The sequence below is a fragment of the Microbulbifer sp. THAF38 genome, from assembly GCF_009363535.1.
Classification (GTDB): Bacteria; Pseudomonadota; Gammaproteobacteria; order Pseudomonadales; family Cellvibrionaceae; genus Microbulbifer.
The window spans coordinates 2,965,904-2,988,379 of record NZ_CP045369.1; the positions used below are offsets into that span (position 1 = coordinate 2,965,904).

A 22,476-nucleotide genomic window follows, 5' to 3' on the forward strand; every position below is an offset into this window, starting at 1 on the left:
TGTGATAACTATCACAAAAAATACTTCGCCGAACAAAGTGTTAAAACATCCGAGCGGGTTTGGCGGATAGAATAACAGTCACTGGAAAGAGTAACCCATGGGCAAGACAATGAACTCTCCTTCTTTAGCCATTCTCAAAACATTGGGACTTTTGTCTTTGCTAATCACAAGCCACCCAAGCAATGCCAATACCCACCCCGCTTACCTCACTGAAAATTACTGTGACAGTGTGGTGGAGCAATTTGTAGGGTCAGGCATGCGCAGCTTGGACAAGTACGTGAATGAGCACTTCAATCCTGAGTATAAAGGCGGTATTCGCAATACCATCCGTTTTCTAGAGCAGCGCCTAGAGTGGTTAAATGAGTGCAATGCCTATTTGGTGGATACCAATAGCACCTACGTTTTCTACAGCCAGGATGACACTCAAAATATCTTTTCGGCGATCACTGAGTTAACCCGGGAACTGCAACACGTGCGCTCTGGTGTCGAATACCGGGACGATGCCGGAAATAACAACCCTGCCCCCTATATCAAGCGCCGCTTTACCACACTGGCAGAATTGGTTGATCGCCACCATACGCGTCTACTTATGAAAAAGCAGTTCCAATAAGATTCTGCCGCTGTTCACCATAAACTCTAACTCTCGGCCCGCAACGCCTTGCGGGCCCCTTCGATACGTTCAGCGCTTTCGTGAAAACTTCTCTCCAGACTTAGTGGGAGTATGCGCACCCCGACTGCCAAACCCAACCACAGAGAAAACTTCTGGCATACGCTCCTTTAACCCGATGCCAATGCGCTTTATTAACGCAGATAAACGCGGGCGCTGCTTTTCAGCAAAGGGGATAGGCCTACAGCTTTGCATGGCGGCGAGCCCGATCCGCGCCATAAACAGGCTTGCGCCTACACCCTGCCCGAGGCGCGCGGAAACCGTACCAGCGAGACTGTCTCCCACCAAGTCTGGCCACACCTCACTGATAGCGTATTCACTGGCACCACTATAGGCCACCAATGCTAGGACCTTCTTGAAAAGGCGCCAACGCACTACGATTGATGGCTGCACTCCATAAATTTGAGCTACGTCGTCAATCATTCGTAACGACTGGCGCAGAGCTACCAGAATATCGATACTGGCAAAAGGACTGAGGCCCACCAATGCACCCGTTGTCGTTGCATGGCGAACCACACGGCGCTGCGCTTCCTGGTCGAGAGCATTGAGGAAAGTGACTTCAAGGTGTTGCAGTAACTCACTGCTATCATAGTAATCCGGTGCGTCGTCCAATACTCGGTTGAGCAGCACCCCTTGAGGCTTCGCCGAGAAATGCTCCTGCAACTGTCGACGAAAAGATTCCGCCTCCTCGTGGCTGCGGCATTCCCGCATTTCAGCCGCCATGGCCTGTGTTTTTTGCAGCTTGCGCAGCGGCTGCCCAGCACGGAAAAATTCCCACAGAGCGCTGACAATTGCAGCGGCGAAGCTTGCAATCACTACACCGGCGAGAATACCGAGCCCCCAGTGTTTATCCGCGGCCCAGGTATATAACTGGCGTAATTCCCAAGCGAGGACAGCCACGATTAATGCAACAGATGAGAGCAGTGCCGGCTTTAACCATTTAAGGCGAAAAACAGGCAAGCGCAGTTCCGAGAAGGCAATCCTATCGGGTAGGGACTCTCCTGTAGTGATAGATCTTGGAATGTCCCCCTCTTCTTCGTGTAGGCTTTCTACACGGGTTGTATCCCTGTGAGGAGTGTCTCTCTCTGGCTCCTGTAAAGACTCTATTCGGGTAACTCGGCGTGGCGCCTCTTTATTCTCATCGCCCATCAAACCTTATCTCCAAGCAGCAAATTCAAAAGCGCATCGACACGGATATGTGGAATGGAGCCGGCATCCATCCCCTGCGGAGGGCGCAACTGAGGCGGAGCGGCACCGGTGTAATGACTCCAGCCACCCTCTTCACTGGGAAGATGCGAAGATATCTCGGCATTTTCAAAGCCCAAATAACGCCCATTTAGATCATGCCCCACCAGCATGCGCCGCCCATTGCGCTGATCCTCGCGGGAACACCGTACGGCGGCAATCGCTTCACTAAAAATCGGCAAGCCTCGGTGACGCGCTCCGGTAAATGTCTGCTGCAATTGCTGCCCAAGTAGCTGACGTAGGGCGTCGTGATCGGCAGCGAGCACCTGATCAACCTTGGTTGCGGCAAATAACAGACGATTCACTTTTGGTCGCCATAATTTGCTGAGCAGGCCGGACTCTCCGTAGCGAAAGGTATCGGCAATATGGGTAAACGCCAGGCGCATATCCTCCAGGGCCTGCTCGCCTGCAAACAGGGTACCGATCATATCTACCAGTACCAATTGCCGGTCGAGATGCTTGAAGTGACTCTCCAAAAAAGGGGCTACCCTGTCATGTACATAGGTTTCATAGTGGCGACGCAGAACCTGGTAATTACTGCTCTCAGGCAACTGCCTCAACTCATCGGCACTAAAGCCCCTAAGGTCCAGCAGGGGTAATACAAGGTATTCTTCATCATCCAATAGCGCGCGTCCTGGCTGCAAATAGCTGAGTTTGCGCTCACCACGACAGTCCAAGAGAAACTGGCGATAGTCACGCCACAGCGCTGCCAACTCGGACTCCTTTGCCTCAGCCTGAGGAGAAAGCGCAGCCAAACGCTGCAGAAGCTCCGGCGCCAACCCGGCACGCGTGTCGCCCCCAATAACATGGGCCTGATGCCGGCACCAATCGCGAAAATCCATTCGCATCATCGGCAGGTCCATTAACCACTCACCCGGATAGTCCCGCAGCTCCAGAATCAGGGTCTTGTGCCCACTGCCACGAAAACGGCGGTGGCGTCTAAGATGAATATGCAATTCCATTGCCGAAACATCGCGGGTACTCTGCGGCCACCTGGGCGGGTTTGACATCAAGGCCTTCAGGCAGCTTTCATAATCAAATACTGGCAGGCCGGAATCGAGGGCAGGCTTTAACTCCGCGCCCAGTAAGTCTCCGTTTAACGCGGGGGCAAAGCCAGGCAACTGTGCTTTCTGTGGGTGGCTCAGCTGATAAATGAGACTGGTGAGCAGGGTCGACTTACCCGCACCACTCAAGCCCGTCACCCCCACACAGACACGGCGATCCATGAGGCGCTCGGCAACCCAATGAGATTTTTCCTGTGCCCCCCGCCCCCAGTGGCGCAGTTTTTCCTTGAGGCGTCGACTGCGTTTATCTCTTTGATCTGAAGGGTCTTCCAGGCTCACCTGCCCAGTCCCTGTCACCTGCGATTCCATGGGGAGTTCACTTCCAAAATAGAAAATTAGGCCGAAGAAAATGAGGCCCTAAAAAGGTGGGCACTGTCTCATAGACAGTGCCAGCTATGAAGTTTGACGGCGGGGGTTAGTCTACCAGTGCAACGTCGCCCGATCCCATTACGGAAAAAGAATCTTTCTGCGGGCGCTTGAGGACGATATCCCCGGACCCCATCACAGAGCCACTGGCGTTATCTGCACGCAAGCTACGGCCGACAAAGTCACCAGAGCCCATGATTCGAATGTTAACGTCGGCTACACGACCGCCAACTCGCATATCCCCCGAGCCCTTGATCTCTGCTGTGAGCTTCTCTCCGGTGATTCCACCAAGGAAAATATCCCCCGAACCGCTGATACCTATTTCACTGCTGACAGATAATGCCTTATCCAGGATCAGGTCCCCAGAGCCAGTAACATAAGCGCTGAGATTCTCAGCCGCCGCTTTGGCAACGCGCACGGTGCCAGAGCCTGTAACTTTTAAGTCAAGCGTTTCACTTTCGAGGGTCTCCGCCACGGCCTGGCCGGAACCTGTCACCTCGATTCCCTCAACCTTTGGCATGGTAACCGTAAACTGTACCTTCTGATCCAGGTCCCGGGTAATGGTGATCACACCAAACCAGTTCTGAGTGTTGTCATCCACAGACAACTCCAACGTACTGCCTCTCACCTCCGCTTTAGCGTGAGGCATTACATCAGTTGGGCCAGTCGCATTTACGGCAAAATGGTCCCCCTGAATTACTTCAACATGGGAGCTACCCCGCAGGGAAACTCGGGTAAATCCACTGACATCGAAGTTTTTATTTTCCGTTTTTTCTGCCTCAGCGACGGCACTGCTAAAGGCAAAGAAGGCCAGCAGAGCAAACATCGGGGCTAAAAAAGCTTTTCTAGTGGTTGCCATTGTCAAATTCTCATCTTTATCACTGTCACGTATTACTTGACTACCCGAGTATACGAATTGGATGCAGTGCCTCCAGAAAAAATCTGCAGGCACAAAAGGGACTAACCAGTCAGCTTATGAGTCCAGGAAACTCATCAAGCGCACTCCGCCTCCGGACAACCCTGCTGCTTTAGGGCGCTACGGATCTTCTCTGCTTCGGCCGCTAGCTGCTCAGGTGTTGCACTCCTTTGCAAGGAGAAGTCGAAGTCAGTCAGCTCATTGACGGGAATCAGATGAATATGAGTATGTGGTACTTCCAAACCGGCAATCATTACTCCGACGCGCTTAGGGGAATACACTGCCTTCAGTCCTTTGGCGACTTTTTGTGCAACCAACATCAGGTGCGCAGCAAGCTCTGCAGGTACTTCGTCCCAATGATTAATTTCTTCAACCGGGATTACCAGACAATGCCCCGGTTTGATGGGGGAAATGGTCATAATTGCAATCGCTTTTTCATCCCTCCAAATAAAGTGTCCCGGTAAGTCCCCATTCAAAATTTGTGTAAAAATGCTTGCCATAATTCAATCCAATCAGTTGCAATTTTTTATTTGGTTCAATCGTGCAGTCTAACACCTGCCCTGAAAAACTCAGAATAAAGAGATAAAAAACACTAACATAAATAGCGTTTTTTTATTTGGCGTAGTTAAAAGCACGATGGGTAACTACCTGTCGAACAGAATGACAATTTTCTTAACGTACGTTGGCAGTCCAAGAGAATATGACTTACGCTGCACAGCAATTAATGTTGTACCGTATTTGAGCCAATGCATTCTGTGCATTTTTTCTATCACAATATTTTTTCGGCTCTGCGGAATTTTATATTTCAGTACCAACTGCTCACCGGGGGGAGAGATATGAACAGCCTGTTAGAACAGGTCGGTGGTGCTAAATTTGTCTGTCAAACAGTCAATGAATTTTACGAAACCATAGGCCGCCACCTTTCCAGTTACGAAACCTGTGATCACCGCAAACAACAAAGTCGCCAGGCACAATTTCTAAACCACGCCTTCTCTGAACAACCCGAGCCCGACCGCAGTAGTCGCGCCAGTTTTCTAGCCCGCGGTCTGAATCCAGCCCTGTTTGATGCCCTACTCGAATACCTCGAGGCCCGCTTTGAAGAGCTGGAGTTTCCATGGCAGCTTAGTACAAATCTCATACAGGCAGCGAGCAGTCTTTATGGCGGCTGCGAACAAGACCTCTCCATCGCTTGTTGATACTCCTTGCGCCGCACAAGTTGCGGCGTGTGTAACCTCTCAATACAATTACTCCCTCACAGCCTTTACCTACCGTTTTCCAGCGCAGCGGTAAGCGCTACTTCACTCACTCTTCAATCAGAGACTATCCATGAAGATTGCCAACCACACAGTTGTGGAAATCAACTACACCCTGAAAGATGCAGACGGAACAGTCATCGACTCCTCCGCCAATGGGGAGCCACTCAAGTACCTGCAGGGCGTGGGCAACATTATTCCTGGCCTCGAGCGGGAAATGCTGGAAAAGGCACCTGGAGACAAGTTCACTGCCGTGATCTCTCCTGAAGAGGGCTACGGTCAACAAAACCCTGAACTGATCCAAACCATGCCACGCAGTGCCTTTGGCGGCGTAGAAGAGCTGGAGGTCGGTATGGCTTTCCATGCCCAAAGCACCGATGGCCACCCTATCGAAGTCGAAATTATCGATATCGATGGCGATGAAGTCACCATTAATGGCAACCACCCTCTTGCCGGAGTAGAGCTGCACTTTGAGATCGAAGTCATCTCCGTACGCGAAGCGACTGCAGAAGAGATCGACCACGGCCACGTGCACTAAGCCGTTCGGCGGCCCTCTGGGTCGCCAGCTCCTCCCCGATGGCCCCTATACCCCCTTCTACACCAGAGAAAATCGTTCTTTTCGATAGCCAGTGCAATCTCTGCAACGGCTGGAGTCGCCTACTCCTTAAGTATGATCCGCATTGTCGCTTTACTCTCTGCCGTGTGCAGTCTCAAGCAGGTCAGTATTACTTGAGGAAGCTAGGTTTACCCCTACAAACCTATGAGAGTGTGATCCTGTTGGAGCGCCAGGGGAGCGCCTTCTTGCAATTTCATAAGAGCGAGGCGGCCCTGCGTATCTCCGCAGGCCTTGATGGCTACTGGCGTTACCTTACATTTTTACGCTACATTCCGCGCCCAGTGCGGGACTGGCTGTACGATCTTGTAGCGCGCAATCGCTACCGCTGGTTTGGTCGGCGCGATAGCTGCCTGTTGCCATCTGCAGCACAAAAACACCGTTTTCTGGAAGAAGTATCGGAAAAGAATCCCAATGAGTCTGTCTGAACAATACCTGCAACGCTTTGGCGGTATCGGCCGCCTATACGGTAATCATGCCCTGGAGATACTGAACCAGGCCCATATGGTAGTCATCGGTATCGGCGGAGTGGGTACCTGGGTCGCAGAGGCACTAGCCCGCAGTGGTGTAGGTGCCCTGACAATAATCGACCTCGACGATGTTTGTATCACCAACACAAACCGCCAGTGTCATGCCCTATCCTCTACCGTTGGGCAGATGAAAGTCGAGGTTATGGCCGACCGACTCAGGCAGATCAACCCCGAAATTAACATCTCTACTATCGACGACTTTATCGCTACGGACAATCTGGCCGAGTTGATAAACCCGGATAAAGCTCAGATTGATATTGTGATCGACGCCATCGACAATGCACGAGTGAAGGCCGCCCTGGTAGCCTACTGCAAGGCGCGCAAGTTGCGCCTGATAACCGTTGGCTCCGCCGGCGGAAAGCGCTCTCCACAGGCTATTGAGTGTGCAGATCTCGGCCGCACCATCAACGACCCCATGCTGGCCAAAGTGCGCCAGCACCTCTACCGCTTTCACAACTTTCAAAAAAGCAGCAAACGTCAATTCGGCGTGGACGCCATTTTTTCTCGCGAAGCGATGGTTTATCCAAAACCCGATGGTGAAGTTTGCCAGCAGAAAAGTGCCATGCAAGACGGGGTCAAATTAGACTGCAGTGGTGGTTTTGGTGCAGCCACCATGGTTACCGGCACTTTTGGCTTTGTGGCAGCCTCCCGAGCCATAGAGCGACTTTTACAGGCAAAAGGTTCGAGCTAATTCGGCTTAAGCCGAGCCTTGAGCAAATCCCTATAGCGTCGACTCACAGGGATTTGCTGACCACCTTTCAGGCAAATACGCGCATCCCCACTTTCAAGGGGAGTTATCTCGGCAATTGAATCCAAACGCACAATATAGGAGCGATGCACTCGCACAAACTCAACTGGGTCCAAACGTTCCAGTAACTTTGCCATAGTATCGCGAAGGGGATAAATTCTGTCTCCCAGGTGTAAATTTACATAATTCCCCGCAGCTTCCACCCACTCAATATCTCGCACATTCACCAAAAATTCTTTACCAAGTTTCTTTATTAAAAGGCGTTCGGGGCGCTCAACCGAGTCTGTTAGCCGCCCGTCATGCGAGCGTGGAACCGGCTCACTTTGCATACGACGCAGGAGAAAACGATAGAAATAGACAGAACCCAGTAGAAAGCCATAAGTACGGAAATCTTTCAGGTACTCATAGAAAAACTCGATTCCCCAATGACCAAAATTGTAAGAACCACCTTCGAGAGAGTAGATCACCGTACGCAGTGCCACCATGGCAACAACATGTAAAAGCGACCAAGGCAGAGTCAATAGTAGGTGAATAATTAAATGGCGAGCGAGTGTTTCCTTATTTAGGGGAAAGCGACGATCCCAGAATAAAATCAACGGGAATAATAACCCCACCACAAAAATGCTGGTCCCTTCCCAAACCAGAAACTCCCAGGGCTGAAACCTGGACTCCCCTCCGAGATGCTCCAGATACACCACTGTGAATTGCACCAGCCAAAGCACAATTAAAAACAGAATCCAGAGCACTATTTCAATCTGCCGTCTGCGCGCCAGGTACATCTGTACCGTCATTTATTCCTTCCCCATGCAGTTTCGCCTGTAGCATAGCCTCAACTCATCCCTGAAAACCACCATTCACACCTTTAGCAGTGCATCTCACGTCTTTTAGCTGGCTGGCAGGGCAATTCCCCACTGAACATAGCGGGACTCGATTCAAATCCAAATGAAGGAAGCTATGCAAAAAGTCATCCACCGCCGCCATGACATCGATGCCCTCCGCGTGTTGGCCTTTGGCCTACTGATTCTGTATCACCTGGGAATGGCCTACGTGGCCGAATGGGGCTGGCACGTAAAGAGCACTCACCAGAGTGAGTCTCTTCAGATCCTGATGTTGGCAGTCAATCAGTGGCGTATGCCACTGCTGTTTCTCATTTCTGGGGCCGCAACTTACTTCCTACTTGGTAGACTGGGGAGCGCTCGGTTTTTACTCCAGCGGTTGCGCCAACTGCTTATCCCACTTCTCTTCGGCATTTTAGTTGTAGTGCCACCACAAGCCTATTATGAGGCACTCTCCAATGGCGTTATAGAGCCAGGATACCTGAGCTTCCTCTGGCAATACTTTACGTTTCAACCCTGGCCGGCGGATAGCTTTGCAGGCAGCCATGTCGGCTTCACCTGGAATCACCTGTGGTATTTACCCTACCTGCTCTGCTACACGCTAGTCATTATCCCAGTGGCTTATTTTCTGCGAGCCTACCAAGCGAAAATGGACAACTGGATAGCTGGTCTCAAGGTATGGCAGCTTCTATTCATACCACTACTGCCCCTCACCTTATACGGTCTCTACCTCTTCCCACTTTTTGGTGGGATTAACTACGCCGTTGTTGGTGATTGGTATACCCATGCACAGTTTTTTACCTTCTTTTTACTTGGCTATCTGCTGGTAAGTAATAAAGACCCATGGAAGCTGCTCGTGCGCCTGCGCTTCTTCCTGCTGGTTGCGGCTCCGCTTTGTTTTTGCCTGTTCCTGCTGTTCGATCGGGGGTTGGAGGGGGATATATTTCCTGGGCAACCTTTAATTCAGTTGATTGTTATTTATGCAAACCGCTGGTTTTGGTTGCTGGCAGTATTAGCGTGGGGGCACTATTACCTGAACCGCCCCTTTAGATGGTTGCCCTATGCCACAGAGGCAGTTTACCCCTGGTATATCCTGCATCAGACCATTACTGTTACCGCACTCTTTGAGCTCAAAGGGTTATCCTTGGGGCCCGTTATTGAGCCACTACTGGTCTTTTTAATAACGGTGATAGGTTGTTTCACTATTCACGAATTTATAATTCGTCGGGTGTCTTTGTTGCGCTTACTGTTTGGCCTGAAAGCCAAAACTCTTAGTAAGCCCCCGATCCTGAGCCCGATTAACCAAAACTAATAACCCTATCACAATCGATTTTCACCGCTCTCTACCTGGTGAAAAGCTCGGCGCATTAAGGCGTAAAAGCCATTGCTGCGAGACTGACTCAAGTGCTTACTAAGCCCCAGCTCTTTAAACAGCAGGGGCAGATCCAGCGCTTCAATTTCCTCCGTAGTGCAACCATCTATCTGCGAGAGCAGTAATGCTCCGAGCCCTTTTACCACCCGGCTATCGCTATCGAGCCCAAAGAAATGACGCCCATCAATCTCCCGGTGTACCAACCAGGCTTCCGATTCACAGCCGCGCACGAGATTCTCGGGATTACGGATCTCCGGCTTGCGGGAAACCACTTTGCTCCACAGTAATAGCTCTCGATAACGCCCCTGCCAATTTCGATGGGAAGCCAGGCGCTCGAGTTGCAGCAGGGAGAAATCATCTCTGGTCCAGCTAGTGGGTTCTACTTCCTCATCTGATATGGCCGACTGCTGAACTTCGCAGTAATCATCTAAAGCCTGCAAAAAATCCCTGACGTCACTGTCCGTGTTGTAGGCAGCCACGGAAGCGCGCACCGTAACCTGATTACCACTAGTTCGCCCCAGTATTTGCGCACAATGATGCCCCACTCGCACAGCAATATCCCGTTCGTCCAGCCAATGCATTAAATCTGTAGCACTACCATGGACCGGTACAAATGCAATGATTCCCAGGTTGTGGTGAACCTGGCTGATCAGGCGAAAGTTTGGGGAGGCACTTAGCTCCCGGTGCAGCATGCGTGTCAGCCGTTGTTCGTGTTCGGCCATGGCGACACGATCCTGGCGGGAGAGAAAGTCCAGGGCAGCACCCAGCCCGGCAATAGCAGCGAGTGGTGATGTGCCCGCTTCAAACTTATGCGGTAATTCGGCGTAGCGGCTCTGCTGGAACTCTACCTCGGCTATCATCTCACCCCCACCGAGCCAGGGTGGCATCGACTCCAAAAGGATTTCCCGGCCATAGAGAAAACCTATCCCGCTGGGGCCGTAAAATTTATGCGCAGAACAAACAAAGAAGTCACAGCCAATTTTCTGCACATCAATTTCTTCATGAGCGGCTAACTGTGCTCCATCCACGACCCACATTATGTGCATGCGACGCAGTAATTGGCGTATTAACGAGAGATCAGGACGCAAGCCTATTGAGTTGGAACCCCCTGTCAGAGATACCACTCGGGTACGTTCATTTAACACTTCCCCCAATCGATCAAACTGGGGAACTCCAGCAGTATGTGGTACATAACGCAGAATCAGATTATGCCGCTTCGCCGCCATCTGCCAGGGTACGATATTGGCGTGATGCTCAGCCGTAGAAATCACTATTTCATCGCCGGGCTCTAACTCACTGCAAAGACAGTGAGCGAGTAGGTTCAGGGCCTCGGTCGCACCGCGACAGAAAATGATTTCTTTTCCACTCGCAGCATTCACAAACTGCCTGGCTTTATCACGCACCTGCTCAACCATTTCAGTAGACTTGCGCGCGAGTCGATGGCTGGACCTATGAGTATTGGCACTACTATGAATATAGTAATCCCGCATCGTATTAATGACCGAAAGCGGTTTTTGTGTGGTGGCCGCATTATCCAGATAGACAAGACCCGCATTTTCCTCCTGGGCAAAAAGTGGAAACTGCTGTTTGAATTGTTCTGCGGAAAAACTCATAGGGAAAATAACATCTCAGTATTTTTTCGGGTTGCAGTGGCAACTTCCTGCAGGGAAATATCTCGCAAGGCTGCTAGCTCAGCAGCTATTAATGGTAGATTTTCCGGGCTGTTTCGCTGCCCTTGCCGGCCTGACAACGGCATATCCGGCGCATCGGATTCTAGTATCAAACTCTCCAATGGTACCCGTGCAACCGTTCGACGGGTTTTCGCCGCGCGGCTATAAGTGATAGTGCCACCAACGCCCAGATAAAAGCCCATCTTCCAATACTCCATGGCCATCTGTTCACTACCGCTAAAAGCATGCACCACTCCTCCCCGAGGGAGGTGATATTGCTTCAATAGCTTGAGCACTTCGTTGTGCGCTCGATGCACATGTAGAATCAGCGGTAATTGTAAATCGCTGGCAACTTCCAACTGAATTTTAAATACAGCCATCTGACTTTCCAGGGGAGTCGCTATAGCCGCATCCAGGCCGCACTCCCCGACGGCAACACACTGGTTTTGCTTTAGGTGCTCAGCCAGCACCCTGCCCAGTTCGGCCTCGCCCCTATAATCTCGCTCTTCCTCACAATTTTTTGAGACCCACCATGGATGGACACCTGCAGCTGCATGCCATTGCGGCTGATTGTCGACCAAATGCGCAAGCCTTTGCCATTGCGATATACAAACACCGGGAATGATCAGTTGATTAATTCCTGCATCAGTACAGCGCTGCCAAACCTGGGCCCGATCCGGCTCAAAAATATCAAAATCAAAATGACAGTGGCTGTCGATCAATTTCACTTGTGCTTCTCTGGTTTTGCTCGCATTTTAGCATGATGCCCACAATGGAACCCGAGACCTCTTAATAGAAACGCTGTTGCCCATTGCCCTTTTTGTCTTTTCCATCAGTATCCCCCTGGCCCCAATAACTTAATGATTATGTCATCGGGGCTTAATCACGGTGCCAGCCGCTCATTGCAGTGGGGCTAAGGCTCAGCTCGCTATTCAGCCAGTTTCCCATTCCTCATGAAATTATCCGATGGATCGGCATAAGCTACCTACTTTATCTAGCTTGGCTTATCGCCTCCACTCGTGAGATAGACTCCAGCCGTTATCTTTTTTTCAAGCCATCGCCTTTCAATGGGTCAACCCCAAGGGCTGGATTATGGCTATAGGCGCACTCGCAGCATTTACCAGCCCAAATGGAGAAGTATGGAAAGACATTGTGCGGATCGCTTTGTCTTTTATTGCCATTGGCGGTCCCTGTGTCGCTATTTGGCTGTTCTTTGGGATAGGGCTAAAGCGATTCCAGACAGAGTCCAATCACCTACGGCGGTTTAATATCCTCATGGGCCTACTACTGGCGGCCAGCGTGGTTCCTTTGGGGCTAGAAGGTCTATATTGAGCCAGCGCTCTTTGGGAGAGAAAACAACGCAGGAACAAGGGACTACAAGTGCCAACTTGGAGTCCCCATCATTCTAGGAAAAGAAGTCGAAAAATTTAGCGCGATGCAGTCTGGGTAGCAGTCGCAGCCCGCAAGGCCGCAGAGTCCTCTAGCCAAACGATATCACTGGCATCGATCTGGCTTTCGGTGACATCGGATAAGGTTTGCCCGAGGCTCTGTAGGGTCTTCTCTTCGGAGGTGAAAGTTTCTATCGGCATCTCAACCCAGGCCTGCCCCTCTACGTCGGTTACCTGACGCACTTCGCCTCCGTCCAGGCTACTGACGTGACGGTCGATTACGGAGCTACTGCCCGGCGGTAAATAAATGGTGCCATTTGTGATATCCACCGCAAAAGCTACCACTCCGGGAATAATGCCAAACAGTAGTGCCGCCCCATCCAGTATCAATATGGCGGGGTCAACTCTCCCACCACTCTGCCCTTTGCGCTCAGGGTATAAAAAATAACCACAAGCACTCATATTGATCACCACGGTCAACAGACCGCTGAATACGATGCCACGCTTGAGATTTCTATTCATGGCCTACCTCTATTATTGACTTTGAAAATAGTATCCAGGCGGGTATATCCCCCTGAAATGAGTTCCGCCAAGCCTTTGAGCTTCCCCCAGTACACCTCAATCAACCCATTATCGGCGGGGCGAAAGATAAGTAAATTTACGCCTATCTGCACCAACGTACAACAATTGCTCAATGGTACTGCCTAAACTTTAACCAGCACTTGTTGCGGGATGTTAAGGAGAAGTATTCGATTTCTGACAGTGTGGAGTGACGCACTTGTGATCAGGCCGGGCAGTGAGCAGTCGCCAGGGGTCCGACACCGGAAATTTCAAGGAGCAGTAGTCGTAGCGGGTGCCGCCATGGAATGGCTAAAGCACGGTATCGAATGCGGTACCGTGCTTTTTTAATTTCAGAGAGCGCAAAATTGCACCCTCAAGTGGCGAAATCCCCCACTCTCCCCCTGAAAAAATCCCTCCAGAGCTGTATCCTGCGCCCAACAACAAGAGTGGAGCTCACTACATGTACATAACCAGTGCCTTTGACAGCGGCAATATCGAAGTGATCAACGCTGAAAGCAGCCCGATTGAGCTGGCTATACGCCAGGATAACAACTCCGATTTCTACCAGTGGTTTCACTTTCGGCTAGAAGGTGAGGTGGGCGCCAGCTATCCACTGAGTATTGTCAATGCAGGCAAATCCGCCTACCCGGAAGGTTGGGAGAACTACCGGGTATGCGCATCCTATGACCGCCAGAACTGGTTCCGTATCGGAGCCAACTACGATGGCAAAACCCTCGACTTTACCGTAACCCTGGATGAGCCCAGCATCTATTTGGCTTACTTCGCACCCTACTCCTGGGAGCGCCACCTTGACCTGCTGGCCTGGGCCCAGAGTAATGAGCGGGTGAAGATCCAAACCCTCGGTAAAACTCTCGATCAACGCGATATGACCATGCTCACAATCGGAGATGCTGAGAGTGCCAAACACCGTGTATGGATGATCGCACGCCAACACCCCGGGGAAACCATGGCGGAGTGGTTTGTGGAAGGCTTCCTCGAAGCACTGCTGGATGATGCCAACCCCCAGGCCCAGAAACTCCTCGCGGATACTGTTTTCTACGTGGTTCCCAACATGAACCCCGACGGCAGCGTTCGCGGTCACCTGCGCACCAACGCCGCTGGGGCCAACCTGAACCGTGAGTGGCTCAATCCAACCATGGAGCGCAGCCCAGAAGTGTTCCTGGTTAGAGAAAAAATGCTGAAACTCGGCGGGGATATCTTCCTGGATATTCACGGTGATGAGGCGCTCCCCTACAACTTTGTCGCCGCTTGTGAGGGTATTCCCGGCTATGACGAGCGCCACGCAAAACTGGAAGAAACCTTTAAACAGGCCTACGAGGCTATCAGCCCCGACTTCCAAACCGAGCACGGTTATGAGCTGGATAAACCCGGCGAGGCCAATCTCACTATTGGCACCGCATGGGCCGGCCACCAGTTCCGCACCCTAGCGTTGACCTTGGAAATGCCGTTCAAGGATAACGACAACCTACCGGACCCAGTGGAAGGTTGGTCTCCTGCACGAAGCCAGCAATTGGCTCGCGATATTCTCTTCCCTATCCGCGAAGTGCTGGAAACTCTGAAATAGCCTCAACCTCACTCGAAACATCCCGGCAAATTTTGCCGGGATGTTTTTAGAGCAATCAACAGCAAAGAGACAGGTAAAATTGTTAGGTGATTGTGCTGGCCTTTCAATGTACCAAGTCAATTTAACGGGTGTACAAGTTGCCCGATGACTTAGTTCACTCTAAACAAATATGCCTACCCCAAGAAGCGCGCTATTAAATCAGCCAGCCCTTTATTAGTATATTTATTTAATTCTATTATTCGTACACGACGACTATATTTAGTGGCATCAAAGGTAAAACTAAAAAGCGTGAGAGCGCTGTGCTTTTAGTAACAACAACGCTACTGCCACTAATAAAAGAAAGGTAAATACCACCAAGCCCCACATGACCGATTGGAATGCTTGAGCAAAAGAACGATCGAACATTTCGACTACTTGAGTATGCAACTGAACAGATACGCCCGCCGCACTGTAATCCACTCGCTCAGGGTTCATTAACATAGAGTTGATATATTTTTCAAATAACTTTGTGGTTTCCAGGCCCGCCTGTTTAATCTGCAACAATAGATTGTGCTTTTCCAATAGTCTAAAAACCGTACCGGTTACAGCCAACCCTAAGGCAGCGCCAATATTCTGAATACCCCACAACATTCCCGTGGCAATACCAGCACTATTCGCCGGCAGGGCACCAATAGCAATGGGCGCAGTGGCACTAAAGACAAAACCCCAGGCAATACCAAAAGGGACAAAAGCTAATAACAACGTAACAAGATTTGTATCAGTGGAAAATTGAGTCATCACAATAGCGGCGATCAAAATACATATCACACCAATCAAGATGGGTACCGCCGGTCTGGGGCTTGTCGCCATTCGCCCCGCTACAGGAGAAACTAGAGCCATCACCAGAGTGATCGGCAGCAAAATCAGGCCAGACATTACCGTGGTATCCTGACGCACAACATGCAGGTAGAAAGGTAGTAGAAAGAAAGCGGAAATCAGGAAAACCAGCAGGCTGAAATTAGTGAGTACACAGGCAGAAAAAAGCGGATTTTTAAAATAGGAGAAATGGATGAGCGGCTGTTCCAGCTTGACTTCAATCCGGTAAAGTAACCAAAAGCTAAGCACTGAGACCCCTAACAGAACCAGAATAGGCCAACTCAACCATCCAATTTGTGGTCCTTCTATCACCAGTAAAACCAGAGACCCCACGCTGAGTGCGAGTAAAATCATACCACGCCAATCGATATAGCTCTTTTCCCTATCCAGGTTCTGAGGACTCTTCATGACAAAGAGCCCTATTGCGGCACTAGCCAATACAAAGGGGATGTTGATATAAAAAATCGAGCGCCAAGAAAAGAAATGGCACATGAAGCCACCAATTACCGGGCCAAGGGCGAAGCCAATTGCCAAAATAGACATCCACCACCCCATGGCAAAGCCGGCTTCTTTTTCTACAAAGCTGTGGGATAACAGGGCAATATTATTCGGCACAATGATCGCAATCGCTACGCCTTGAAGGCCTCGCCAAACGATCAACCACAAAGGGTCATTTGACAGTCCCGCGAGTAGGGAACCAAGCGCGAGCAGTAGCCAGCCAATATTAAGCATCTTCAATGAGCCAACAATATCTCCAAGGCGCCCCATACTCGCCATCAGGATACACAGCATTAGCATGAAAATGTTGATAATCCATTGGGTCTGGATAAACGTAGCCGCAAGGCTCTGCTGAATTGTAGGAAGGGCAATACTGACAATGGTGTAATCCAGGCCCAGAATAAAGGTGGCGGGAAAGGAACCCAGTAAAATGGTCCACTTATTGAGTCTTTGCATGGTTCGCGACTCCTATCACTTACCTCACCCCCAAAAAGGGAGCACTGACCAACCAACCCCTAAAATATCTACTGGTGTTTGAATAAGTGTAGAGCTTATTTTTTTAGAAGAACCTCATCGCTTTCAACAAAGCTTTCAAGCTAAAGCCACCTCAACCAATCCTCGAGCAGGATAAATCACGCCAAAAACTATTACTCTGCGGCGCAATACGCCCCATGAAAACTAAAGGAGGCAATACAATCAGAGAAATAAAGTGGCGCAGACAAAAATCGAAACCTTCTACTACTAAACTCACAAGAAGGGGAATATTTTTTGCTTTAGCAGAAACATAAAAAAGAGAGTAAACCTCCACACAAAACATTCCCAACTCAATATTTGAACTTTCTATCCATCCAGACTGACCTTTAGACCAAAAACAATCGCAAAAACAAATAACATGCTCCACCCTCTATAGACAGAAGAACCTATCCATAGTAAAAAATAAAAAACAATAAAAACCCCACCCAACAATGCACCACCAATAATAATTAAATCAATAAAAATCAATAAAGCTTTTCCCTCATTTCAAATCACCAAACTAAAGGGAAAGGTTACTTACATTCAAAAAAAACCTGCGGAGAATAATAATGAAGCATACTATCAGGCAGTTTATTCAGGCGGTAATCTCTATCATTCTATTTGTCAGCACTCCACTTTGGGCGGATAGCATTTCCGATTTTCAAAATAGTTGGACCGGCCGGGCACTGGACCTGCAACGACAGATCGACAACCATACGCCCATGAGTGAAAACAATATCCTAGGCACCCATAATTCTTATAATTCAGAAGTCTATCGGGCTTGTAACTTTTCTGTAGGTTGTCGCTATCTCGATCCCCAACAGGAATATTCCATCAAAGATCAGTTGCGATTGGGGGCAAGATTTATTGAGCTGGACGTTCACTGGACAGCAAAGATGGAGAGTCTTTTCTCCTACCCCAAACGCCTGCTGCTCTGTCACGGGTTCTGCAGCCTGAATGACAAGTACGCTACCGAAGGCTTCAACGAGGTGAGGGACTGGCTAAATGACAGCGCCAACCAGGATGAGGTGATTATCCTGTATATCGAAGACCACTCCGATGGCCGCCACCAGGATCTCTACGATCAGTTAACCAGCAGATTCGGTGACAAAATCTATTACAGCGGCGGTTGCCACAGCATCCCCAGCACCCTCACCAAGAACCAGGTGCTCGCTGCCGGCAAACAGGTAGTACTCTGGAAGGATGGTGGCTGCTCTGGAAACACCAGCATGCAGAATATGGCCTTTACCGGACTCGGCGAAATCGGACGCGTCTGGGAGGACAGCACTACTATTGGCACTATTGGCGAAATCTTCAGTGGCGGCATCGAGAGAATTACCACTAACGATGTGCGCAATGGCTTCGCCCTGGGTCACAACATTATCAACCTGGATAATATGAACACCAGTGACGGCCGTATCGCCGCTGCCATCTGGTCCTGGGATCAAAACGAACCCAATAACCTCAATAATGAAGACTGTGCAATGCAGTGGGGTAATGGTCGCTGGAACGACTCCAACTGCAGTAATCAATACAGCTTCGCCTGCAAGAATATGAATGATGGCAGCTGGGTGGCTACCGCCTCTATCGGCCCCTGGGCTTACGGAAGCGCCAACTGCCAAGCCCTCGGCAGCCAGTATGTCTTTGAGGTGCCCACCAACAGTAAAGACAATCAAGCCTTGAAGGCGGCGAAGGAAGCCACAGGCTACGACAAGGTCTGGATTAACTATCAAGACCAATCGAATGAAGGGCAGTGGCTGCGCAGCGAGTAAACCCCACTCCAACCACTCCCAAATAAATGCTTATTCGGGCCCGTGTGAATCACGCGGGCTCTTCTCTCCTGCCAACTACCCCAACCTTTCAATACTCCCTAGCGTCTTTGAGAACTGTCGTTAGTTTGCTTTATATCGTGCATAATCCCCATCTGAGCAAGACTCACAGGACATAATTATGCAAATCCCTACTCTCTGGCGCCGCCTCGGCTTGGCCATTGCCGTCGGCAGTGCTCTGACCGCTTGTGGCAAAGGCACCACCGAAGCAGCCAAGCCGCACGCTGATCACGGCGCAGCCCATACTGATCACCAGCAAGCAACAGACACCAAGCTATCTCTCAGTGAAGCCGAACAGGCTCAGGTTGATGCGATTGCCGCAGACCTACACAAACATATTGCGATCCTCGCCTCCGACAAGTTCGAAGGGCGCGCACCTGCCACCAAAGGTGAAGAACTCACTGTCAATTACCTGGCGGATCAGTTCAAGGCCCTTGGGCTGGAGCCTGGGGCTATGGACGCTGCCGGCAAACCCAGCTGGTTCCAACAAGTCCCTATCGTGGAAATGGAGATAGAAACTACCCCCCTAACATTCAAGGGCGATGGTTTTGAGCAATTGCTGCAACCGATCGACGATATGGTGGCCTTCACCCAGAGACAAACCGCGGGCTCCTCCCTGGAGAGCAGCGAGCTGGTATTTGTCGGTTACGGCATTGTCGCTCCAGAGAATAACTGGAATGACTACGCCGGCCTGGATATGAAAGGCAAAACCGCAGTCATTTTGGTGAATGACCCCGGTTACGCGACCAAAGACGAAGCTCTGTTCAATGGCAATGCCATGACCTATTACGGTCGCTGGAGCTACAAGTTCGAGGAAGCCGCACGCCAAGGTGCCGATGGTGCGATCATCATTCACGAAACCGGTGCTGCCGGTTATCCCTGGGAAGTGGTCAGTGGCTCTTGGTCTGGGGCACAAGTCAGCCTCGAAGCCGAGAACAAAAACGCTGACCGGGTTGCCATTGAAGCCTGGATGACCAACCAAGCCGCCAACGCACTATTCCGTTCAGCAGGCCTGGATCTACAAAAGGAAATGGACGCAGCCAAAACCCAGGGCTTCAAACCCAAGGCTCTCGGGGTTACTGCTAGCGTAGAGCTGAAAAACAGCCTGCAGAAATCCAACTCCCGTAATGTGGTCGCCAAACTGCCAGGCAACAAGCATCCCGATGAGGTGGTTGTCTACACCGCGCACTGGGACCACCTGGGCGTTAACAAAAATGCGGAAGGTGAAGACCAGATCTTTAACGGTGCCGTAGATAACGCCACTGGCACTGCCGGCCTGTTGGCTATGGCCGCTGAGGCAGTAAAGCTGGATCGCCCGGAGCGCTCACTGCTGTTCGTTGCGGTAACCGCTGAAGAGTCCGGCTTGCTCGGTTCCAAGTACTACGCAGAAAAGCCCGTTGCCCCCTTAGAAAAAACCGTCGCCGGCATCAATTTTGACGCCATGAACGTATTGGGCCCGACCCGTGACATTACCGTCATCGGTTACGGCAGCAGTGAGCTGGAACAACTGCTGGAAGTTTCAGCCAAGGGACAGGGCCGCTACCTGGCTGCGGAAGAGCACCCGGAGCGCGGCTACTTCTATCGCTCAGATCACTTCAGCCTGGCGAAAAAAGGCGTACCCATGCTGTACTTTGACTCCGGCACAGACGATTTTGAGCATGGCCGCGAGTGGGCCCAGGCAAAAGGGGCAGAGTATGTCAGCCAGCATTACCATAAACCCGGCGACGAGTATGATCCCTCCTGGAACCTGAAAGGCTCAGCCATGGATCTGCAGCTTGGTCTCAAATTGGGTCTGCAGCTAGCCAATAGCCGCGACTGGCCAAACTGGTATGAGGGCAACGAGTTCCGCGCGATTCGCGACGCGAGTTCCGAAGCCCGCAAATAAATACCCCGTCGAATCTTCTACTGCGGCGATAACCCCAGCATCGCCGCAGTAGAAGCCCAATCTCTTTTTATCGATATCGCCTCTTGCCCTGAATATCCCGATTAATCTTTTTACTTTCCCTCCGTCGGTAAACGAATATCTCGATTGCGAGTAAAACAAGCCAAAGAAAAAAGCCCCACTGTTTTCAGCGGAGCTTTTGGGTAGCCCTCATACATGCACAGGGAAATCGCTCACCCGGCAATCAGTGAATAGATCTTTTTCGATGAGATAGTCGCCGAGGAATTGCTGACGCAGACAGGGGGAGTTTGTGGGGGATTTTAATGGACCAGGGCCGCTCAATTGACCGACAGCAACACATCCTTGTGTCGCAATAACCTGCCAAATATTTACAGGCTAACTATCGGTCAAGCGCCGACTGCATCCTTCTTCTTCAATTCTTCTTCGCGCAATTCACGGCGCAGAATCTTGCCAACATTCGTCTTCGGCAGATCTTCGCGGAATTCGACCGATCTCGGCACCTTGTAAGCCGTCATATTTTCGCGACAGAAAGCGATAACCTCTTTCTCAGTCAGAGAGGGGTCCGCCTTAATCACAAAAAGCTTAACCAGCTCGCCGCTCTTCTCATCGGGAATACCAATGGCCGCGGCTTCGGTCACCTTTGGATGGGCACTGACAATATCCTCAATCTCATTGGGATACACGTTGAAGCCAGACACAATAATCATGTCCTTCTTGCGATCCACAATTTTGATGTAACCATCGTCCTGGATCACCGCCATATCACCGGTATTCAACCAGCCTTCGCTATCGAGAGTGTCAGCGGTGGCCTCTGGGCGCTGCCAGTAGCCTTTCATTACCTGAGGACCACGTACACAGAGTTCACCGGGAGAATTGTTCGGCAAGTCGTTACCGTTCTCGTCCACAACTTTGACTTCGGTTCCCGGAACCGGGATACCCACGGTACCCAGCTGCACGCCATCAGTGGGGTTGAAAGACACAACAGGAGAGGTTTCCGTCATCCCGTAACCTTCCATCACCACACAGCCGGTCAGCTCTTCCCAACGCTTGGCGGTATCTCTCGTCAGCGCCATACCACCGGAAGCTGTTGAGTGCAGTTTACTGAAATCCAGCTCTGCAAAATCCTTATTCAGCATCAGGCCATTAAACAGGGTATTGAGACCCACAAAGCCCGTGAAGCGCTGTCCTTTCAGGGTTTTCACAAAGCCGGGAATATCGCGCGGATTGGGAATCAGCAGGGAGTGGTTGCCGGTGGAGAACAGACACATGCAATGAATGGTAAAAGCGTAAATATGGTAGAGCGGCAACGGAGCAATATAGAACTCCTCACCTTCTTTCATACCGCTGCCAAATGCTTCGAGCACCTGCTGCATATTAGCAACCAGGTTGCGATTGGTCAGCATTGCACCCTTGGCAACGCCGGTGGTGCCGCCAGTGTATTGCAACACCGCGATATCTTCTGGTGCGCGTTCAATATCTTCGCTGGCCTGTTGTGCACCGAGGGAGAGAGCCTCACGGAAATCCACCTGCTGGGAAAAGGAGAACTCCGGCACCATTTTTTTGATGTGCTTGGCTACGCCGTTAATCAAAACCCGCTTTAAAGGGCTGTGCAGGTCGGCGATCTCGGTAACGATCACTTTCTCGACGCTGGTTTCATCTACAACTACAGAAGCGGTATCGGCGATATTAGCCAGTACTACCAGCGCCTTGGCACCGGAATCATTCAGCTGATGCTTTAACTCTCGCGGCGTATACAGCGGGTTAGTGTTGACGACCACAAGTCCGGCACGCAGAGCACCAAAAACAACCACAGGATACTGCAGTACATTGGGCAGCTGGATAGCAATGCGATCGCCGGGCTTTAAATTAGTTTGGTTTTGTAAATAGGAGGCAAACTTTGCGCTCAGGGTATCGATATCACCAACGGTCAGGGTTCGCCCCAGGCAGGTGAAAGCCGGTCGGTCACTAAATTTGGCGCATGCGCCCTTAAATACATCGAGAATGCTGCGATCAATGTCCAACTCTCTTCTCCCATTCCTGATTGTTGTTATCGCTTGCTCACTT

Annotated in this window: 22 protein-coding genes; 10 read left to right on the forward strand and 12 right to left on the reverse strand. The window is 50.8% G+C overall.

Annotated elements, in window-relative coordinates:
• The first annotated feature begins 97 nt into the window (after window positions 1–97).
• The gene (locus FIU95_RS12550) at window positions 98–610 is read left to right on the forward strand and encodes a hypothetical protein (protein ID WP_152454103.1); all 513 of its coding nucleotides are present in this window, start codon (window positions 98–100) and stop codon (window positions 608–610) included.
• Between the two features lie 69 nt (window positions 611–679).
• On the opposite strand, the gene FIU95_RS12555 is transcribed toward FIU95_RS12550, so the two are convergent.
• From FIU95_RS12555 to FIU95_RS12570, 4 genes are all read right to left on the reverse strand, one after another.
• Window positions 680–1,816 carry a TIGR01620 family protein gene (locus tag FIU95_RS12555; protein ID WP_152454104.1) on the reverse strand — a complete coding sequence of 379 codons (1,137 nt, stop codon included), beginning with the start codon at window positions 1,814–1,816 and terminating at the stop codon, window positions 680–682.
• The gene (locus FIU95_RS12560) at window positions 1,816–3,285 is read right to left on the reverse strand and encodes a YcjX family protein (RefSeq protein WP_152454105.1); all 1,470 of its coding nucleotides are present in this window, start codon (window positions 3,283–3,285) and stop codon (window positions 1,816–1,818) included. Before FIU95_RS12560 ends, FIU95_RS12555 begins: the two co-directional genes overlap by 1 nt.
• Window positions 3,286–3,391: 106 nt before the next feature.
• Window positions 3,392–4,201 (reverse strand): GIN domain-containing protein, encoded by an 810-nt coding sequence (locus tag FIU95_RS12565; RefSeq protein WP_152454106.1) that lies wholly within the window; start codon window positions 4,199–4,201, stop codon window positions 3,392–3,394.
• Window positions 4,202–4,335: 134 nt separating this feature from the next.
• Window positions 4,336–4,758: an HIT family protein gene (locus tag FIU95_RS12570; RefSeq protein WP_152454107.1), complete on the reverse strand. Its 423-nt coding sequence runs from the start codon at window positions 4,756–4,758 to the stop codon at window positions 4,336–4,338.
• A 336-nt stretch (window positions 4,759–5,094) separates the two neighbouring features.
• Between FIU95_RS12570 and FIU95_RS12575 the strand changes: the two genes are divergently transcribed.
• The 4 genes from FIU95_RS12575 (at window position 5,095) to tcdA (ending at window position 7,345) form a co-directional block, all read left to right on the forward strand.
• Entirely contained in the window at window positions 5,095–5,454 is a 360-nt protein-coding gene (locus FIU95_RS12575) for a hypothetical protein (protein ID WP_152454108.1), read from the forward strand.
• A gap of 130 nt (window positions 5,455–5,584) precedes the next feature.
• Window positions 5,585–6,049, forward strand: coding sequence for a peptidylprolyl isomerase (locus FIU95_RS12580; RefSeq protein ID WP_152454109.1), 465 nt, complete (start codon window positions 5,585–5,587; stop codon window positions 6,047–6,049).
• A 38-nt stretch (window positions 6,050–6,087) separates the two neighbouring features.
• Window positions 6,088–6,552, forward strand: a complete 465-nt coding sequence (locus tag FIU95_RS12585; RefSeq protein WP_152454110.1) for a thiol-disulfide oxidoreductase DCC family protein — start codon at window positions 6,088–6,090, stop codon at window positions 6,550–6,552.
• A complete protein-coding gene (tcdA, locus tag FIU95_RS12590; protein WP_152454111.1) occupies window positions 6,539–7,345 on the forward strand; it encodes a tRNA cyclic N6-threonylcarbamoyladenosine(37) synthase TcdA in 807 nt (268 codons plus the stop codon). The genes FIU95_RS12585 and tcdA overlap by 14 nt, the downstream gene beginning before the upstream one ends.
• Here the strand turns inward: tcdA and FIU95_RS12595 are convergent.
• On the reverse strand, window positions 7,342–8,193 hold the full coding sequence (locus FIU95_RS12595) for a LytTR family DNA-binding domain-containing protein (RefSeq protein WP_152454112.1): 852 nt from the start codon (window positions 8,191–8,193) through the stop codon (window positions 7,342–7,344). The genes tcdA and FIU95_RS12595 overlap by 4 nt on opposite strands.
• Before the next feature lie 163 nt (window positions 8,194–8,356).
• On the opposite strand from FIU95_RS12595, the gene FIU95_RS12600 reads away from it, so the two are divergent.
• The gene (locus tag FIU95_RS12600; RefSeq protein ID WP_216646240.1) at window positions 8,357–9,550 is read left to right on the forward strand and encodes an acyltransferase family protein; all 1,194 of its coding nucleotides are present in this window, start codon (window positions 8,357–8,359) and stop codon (window positions 9,548–9,550) included.
• A gap of 8 nt (window positions 9,551–9,558) precedes the next feature.
• On the opposite strand, the gene FIU95_RS12605 is transcribed toward FIU95_RS12600, so the two are convergent.
• Both FIU95_RS12605 and FIU95_RS12610 read right to left on the reverse strand, forming a co-directional pair.
• On the reverse strand, window positions 9,559–11,223 hold the full coding sequence (locus FIU95_RS12605) for an aminotransferase class V-fold PLP-dependent enzyme (protein ID WP_152454113.1): 1,665 nt from the start codon (window positions 11,221–11,223) through the stop codon (window positions 9,559–9,561).
• Entirely contained in the window at window positions 11,220–12,008 is a 789-nt protein-coding gene (locus FIU95_RS12610; RefSeq protein WP_152454114.1) for a TatD family hydrolase, read from the reverse strand. Before FIU95_RS12610 ends, FIU95_RS12605 begins: the two co-directional genes overlap by 4 nt.
• Before the next feature lie 364 nt (window positions 12,009–12,372).
• Between FIU95_RS12610 and FIU95_RS21490 the strand changes: the two genes are divergently transcribed.
• Entirely contained in the window at window positions 12,373–12,612 is a 240-nt protein-coding gene (locus tag FIU95_RS21490; RefSeq protein WP_253868613.1) for a hypothetical protein, read from the forward strand.
• Window positions 12,613–12,707: 95 nt separating this feature from the next.
• Here FIU95_RS21490 and FIU95_RS12620 read toward each other — a convergent pair whose 3' ends face one another.
• Window positions 12,708–13,190: a hypothetical protein gene (locus FIU95_RS12620; protein ID WP_152454115.1), complete on the reverse strand. Its 483-nt coding sequence runs from the start codon at window positions 13,188–13,190 to the stop codon at window positions 12,708–12,710.
• Between the two features lie 499 nt (window positions 13,191–13,689).
• Between FIU95_RS12620 and FIU95_RS12625 the strand changes: the two genes are divergently transcribed.
• The gene (locus FIU95_RS12625; protein WP_152454116.1) at window positions 13,690–14,814 is read left to right on the forward strand and encodes a M14-type cytosolic carboxypeptidase; all 1,125 of its coding nucleotides are present in this window, start codon (window positions 13,690–13,692) and stop codon (window positions 14,812–14,814) included.
• A 279-nt stretch (window positions 14,815–15,093) separates the two neighbouring features.
• Here FIU95_RS12625 and FIU95_RS12630 read toward each other — a convergent pair whose 3' ends face one another.
• From FIU95_RS12630 to FIU95_RS21160, 3 genes are all read right to left on the reverse strand, one after another.
• The gene (locus tag FIU95_RS12630; protein WP_152454117.1) at window positions 15,094–16,623 is read right to left on the reverse strand and encodes an MFS transporter; all 1,530 of its coding nucleotides are present in this window, start codon (window positions 16,621–16,623) and stop codon (window positions 15,094–15,096) included.
• A gap of 151 nt (window positions 16,624–16,774) precedes the next feature.
• Entirely contained in the window at window positions 16,775–16,975 is a 201-nt protein-coding gene (locus FIU95_RS12635) for a hypothetical protein (protein WP_152454118.1), read from the reverse strand.
• A 32-nt stretch (window positions 16,976–17,007) separates the two neighbouring features.
• Entirely contained in the window at window positions 17,008–17,169 is a 162-nt protein-coding gene (locus FIU95_RS21160; protein WP_172975392.1) for a hypothetical protein, read from the reverse strand.
• An 80-nt stretch (window positions 17,170–17,249) separates the two neighbouring features.
• Between FIU95_RS21160 and FIU95_RS12640 the strand changes: the two genes are divergently transcribed.
• Window positions 17,250–18,452, forward strand: a complete 1,203-nt coding sequence (locus tag FIU95_RS12640) for a phosphatidylinositol-specific phospholipase C domain-containing protein (RefSeq protein ID WP_152454119.1) — start codon at window positions 17,250–17,252, stop codon at window positions 18,450–18,452.
• A 178-nt stretch (window positions 18,453–18,630) separates the two neighbouring features.
• Window positions 18,631–20,394 (forward strand): M28 family metallopeptidase, encoded by a 1,764-nt coding sequence (locus FIU95_RS12645; protein ID WP_152454120.1) that lies wholly within the window; start codon window positions 18,631–18,633, stop codon window positions 20,392–20,394.
• A 404-nt stretch (window positions 20,395–20,798) separates the two neighbouring features.
• Here the strand turns inward: FIU95_RS12645 and FIU95_RS12650 are convergent, their stop codons facing one another.
• A complete protein-coding gene (locus tag FIU95_RS12650) occupies window positions 20,799–22,433 on the reverse strand; it encodes an AMP-binding protein (protein WP_152454121.1) in 1,635 nt (544 codons plus the stop codon).
• Between the last annotated feature and the right edge of the window lie 43 nt (window positions 22,434–22,476).

Excerpts from the sequence above, each read along its gene's own strand:
- FIU95_RS12550 (WP_152454103.1), top strand. The coding sequence starts at position 98 with ATGGGCAAGACAATGAACTCTCCTTCTTTAGCCATTCTCAAAACATTG.
- FIU95_RS12555 (WP_152454104.1), bottom strand. The coding sequence starts at position 1,816 with ATGGGCGATGAGAATAAAGAGGCGCCACGCCGAGTTACCCGAATAGAG.
- FIU95_RS12560 (WP_152454105.1), bottom strand. The coding sequence starts at position 3,285 with ATGGAATCGCAGGTGACAGGGACTGGGCAGGTGAGCCTGGAAGACCCT.
- FIU95_RS12565 (WP_152454106.1), bottom strand. The coding sequence starts at position 4,201 with ATGGCAACCACTAGAAAAGCTTTTTTAGCCCCGATGTTTGCTCTGCTG.
- FIU95_RS12570 (WP_152454107.1), bottom strand. The coding sequence starts at position 4,758 with ATGGCAAGCATTTTTACACAAATTTTGAATGGGGACTTACCGGGACAC.
- FIU95_RS12575 (WP_152454108.1), top strand. The coding sequence starts at position 5,095 with ATGAACAGCCTGTTAGAACAGGTCGGTGGTGCTAAATTTGTCTGTCAA.
- FIU95_RS12580 (WP_152454109.1), top strand. The coding sequence starts at position 5,585 with ATGAAGATTGCCAACCACACAGTTGTGGAAATCAACTACACCCTGAAA.
- FIU95_RS12585 (WP_152454110.1), top strand. The coding sequence starts at position 6,088 with ATGGCCCCTATACCCCCTTCTACACCAGAGAAAATCGTTCTTTTCGAT.
- tcdA (WP_152454111.1), top strand. The coding sequence starts at position 6,539 with ATGAGTCTGTCTGAACAATACCTGCAACGCTTTGGCGGTATCGGCCGC.
- FIU95_RS12595 (WP_152454112.1), bottom strand. The coding sequence starts at position 8,193 with ATGACGGTACAGATGTACCTGGCGCGCAGACGGCAGATTGAAATAGTG.
- FIU95_RS12600 (WP_216646240.1), top strand. The coding sequence starts at position 8,357 with ATGCAAAAAGTCATCCACCGCCGCCATGACATCGATGCCCTCCGCGTG.
- FIU95_RS12605 (WP_152454113.1), bottom strand. The coding sequence starts at position 11,223 with ATGAGTTTTTCCGCAGAACAATTCAAACAGCAGTTTCCACTTTTTGCC.
- FIU95_RS21490 (WP_253868613.1), top strand. The coding sequence starts at position 12,373 with ATGGCTATAGGCGCACTCGCAGCATTTACCAGCCCAAATGGAGAAGTA.
- FIU95_RS12620 (WP_152454115.1), bottom strand. The coding sequence starts at position 13,190 with ATGAATAGAAATCTCAAGCGTGGCATCGTATTCAGCGGTCTGTTGACC.
- FIU95_RS12625 (WP_152454116.1), top strand. The coding sequence starts at position 13,690 with ATGTACATAACCAGTGCCTTTGACAGCGGCAATATCGAAGTGATCAAC.
- FIU95_RS12630 (WP_152454117.1), bottom strand. The coding sequence starts at position 16,623 with ATGCAAAGACTCAATAAGTGGACCATTTTACTGGGTTCCTTTCCCGCC.
- FIU95_RS12640 (WP_152454119.1), top strand. The coding sequence starts at position 17,250 with ATGAAGCATACTATCAGGCAGTTTATTCAGGCGGTAATCTCTATCATT.
- FIU95_RS12645 (WP_152454120.1), top strand. The coding sequence starts at position 18,631 with ATGCAAATCCCTACTCTCTGGCGCCGCCTCGGCTTGGCCATTGCCGTC.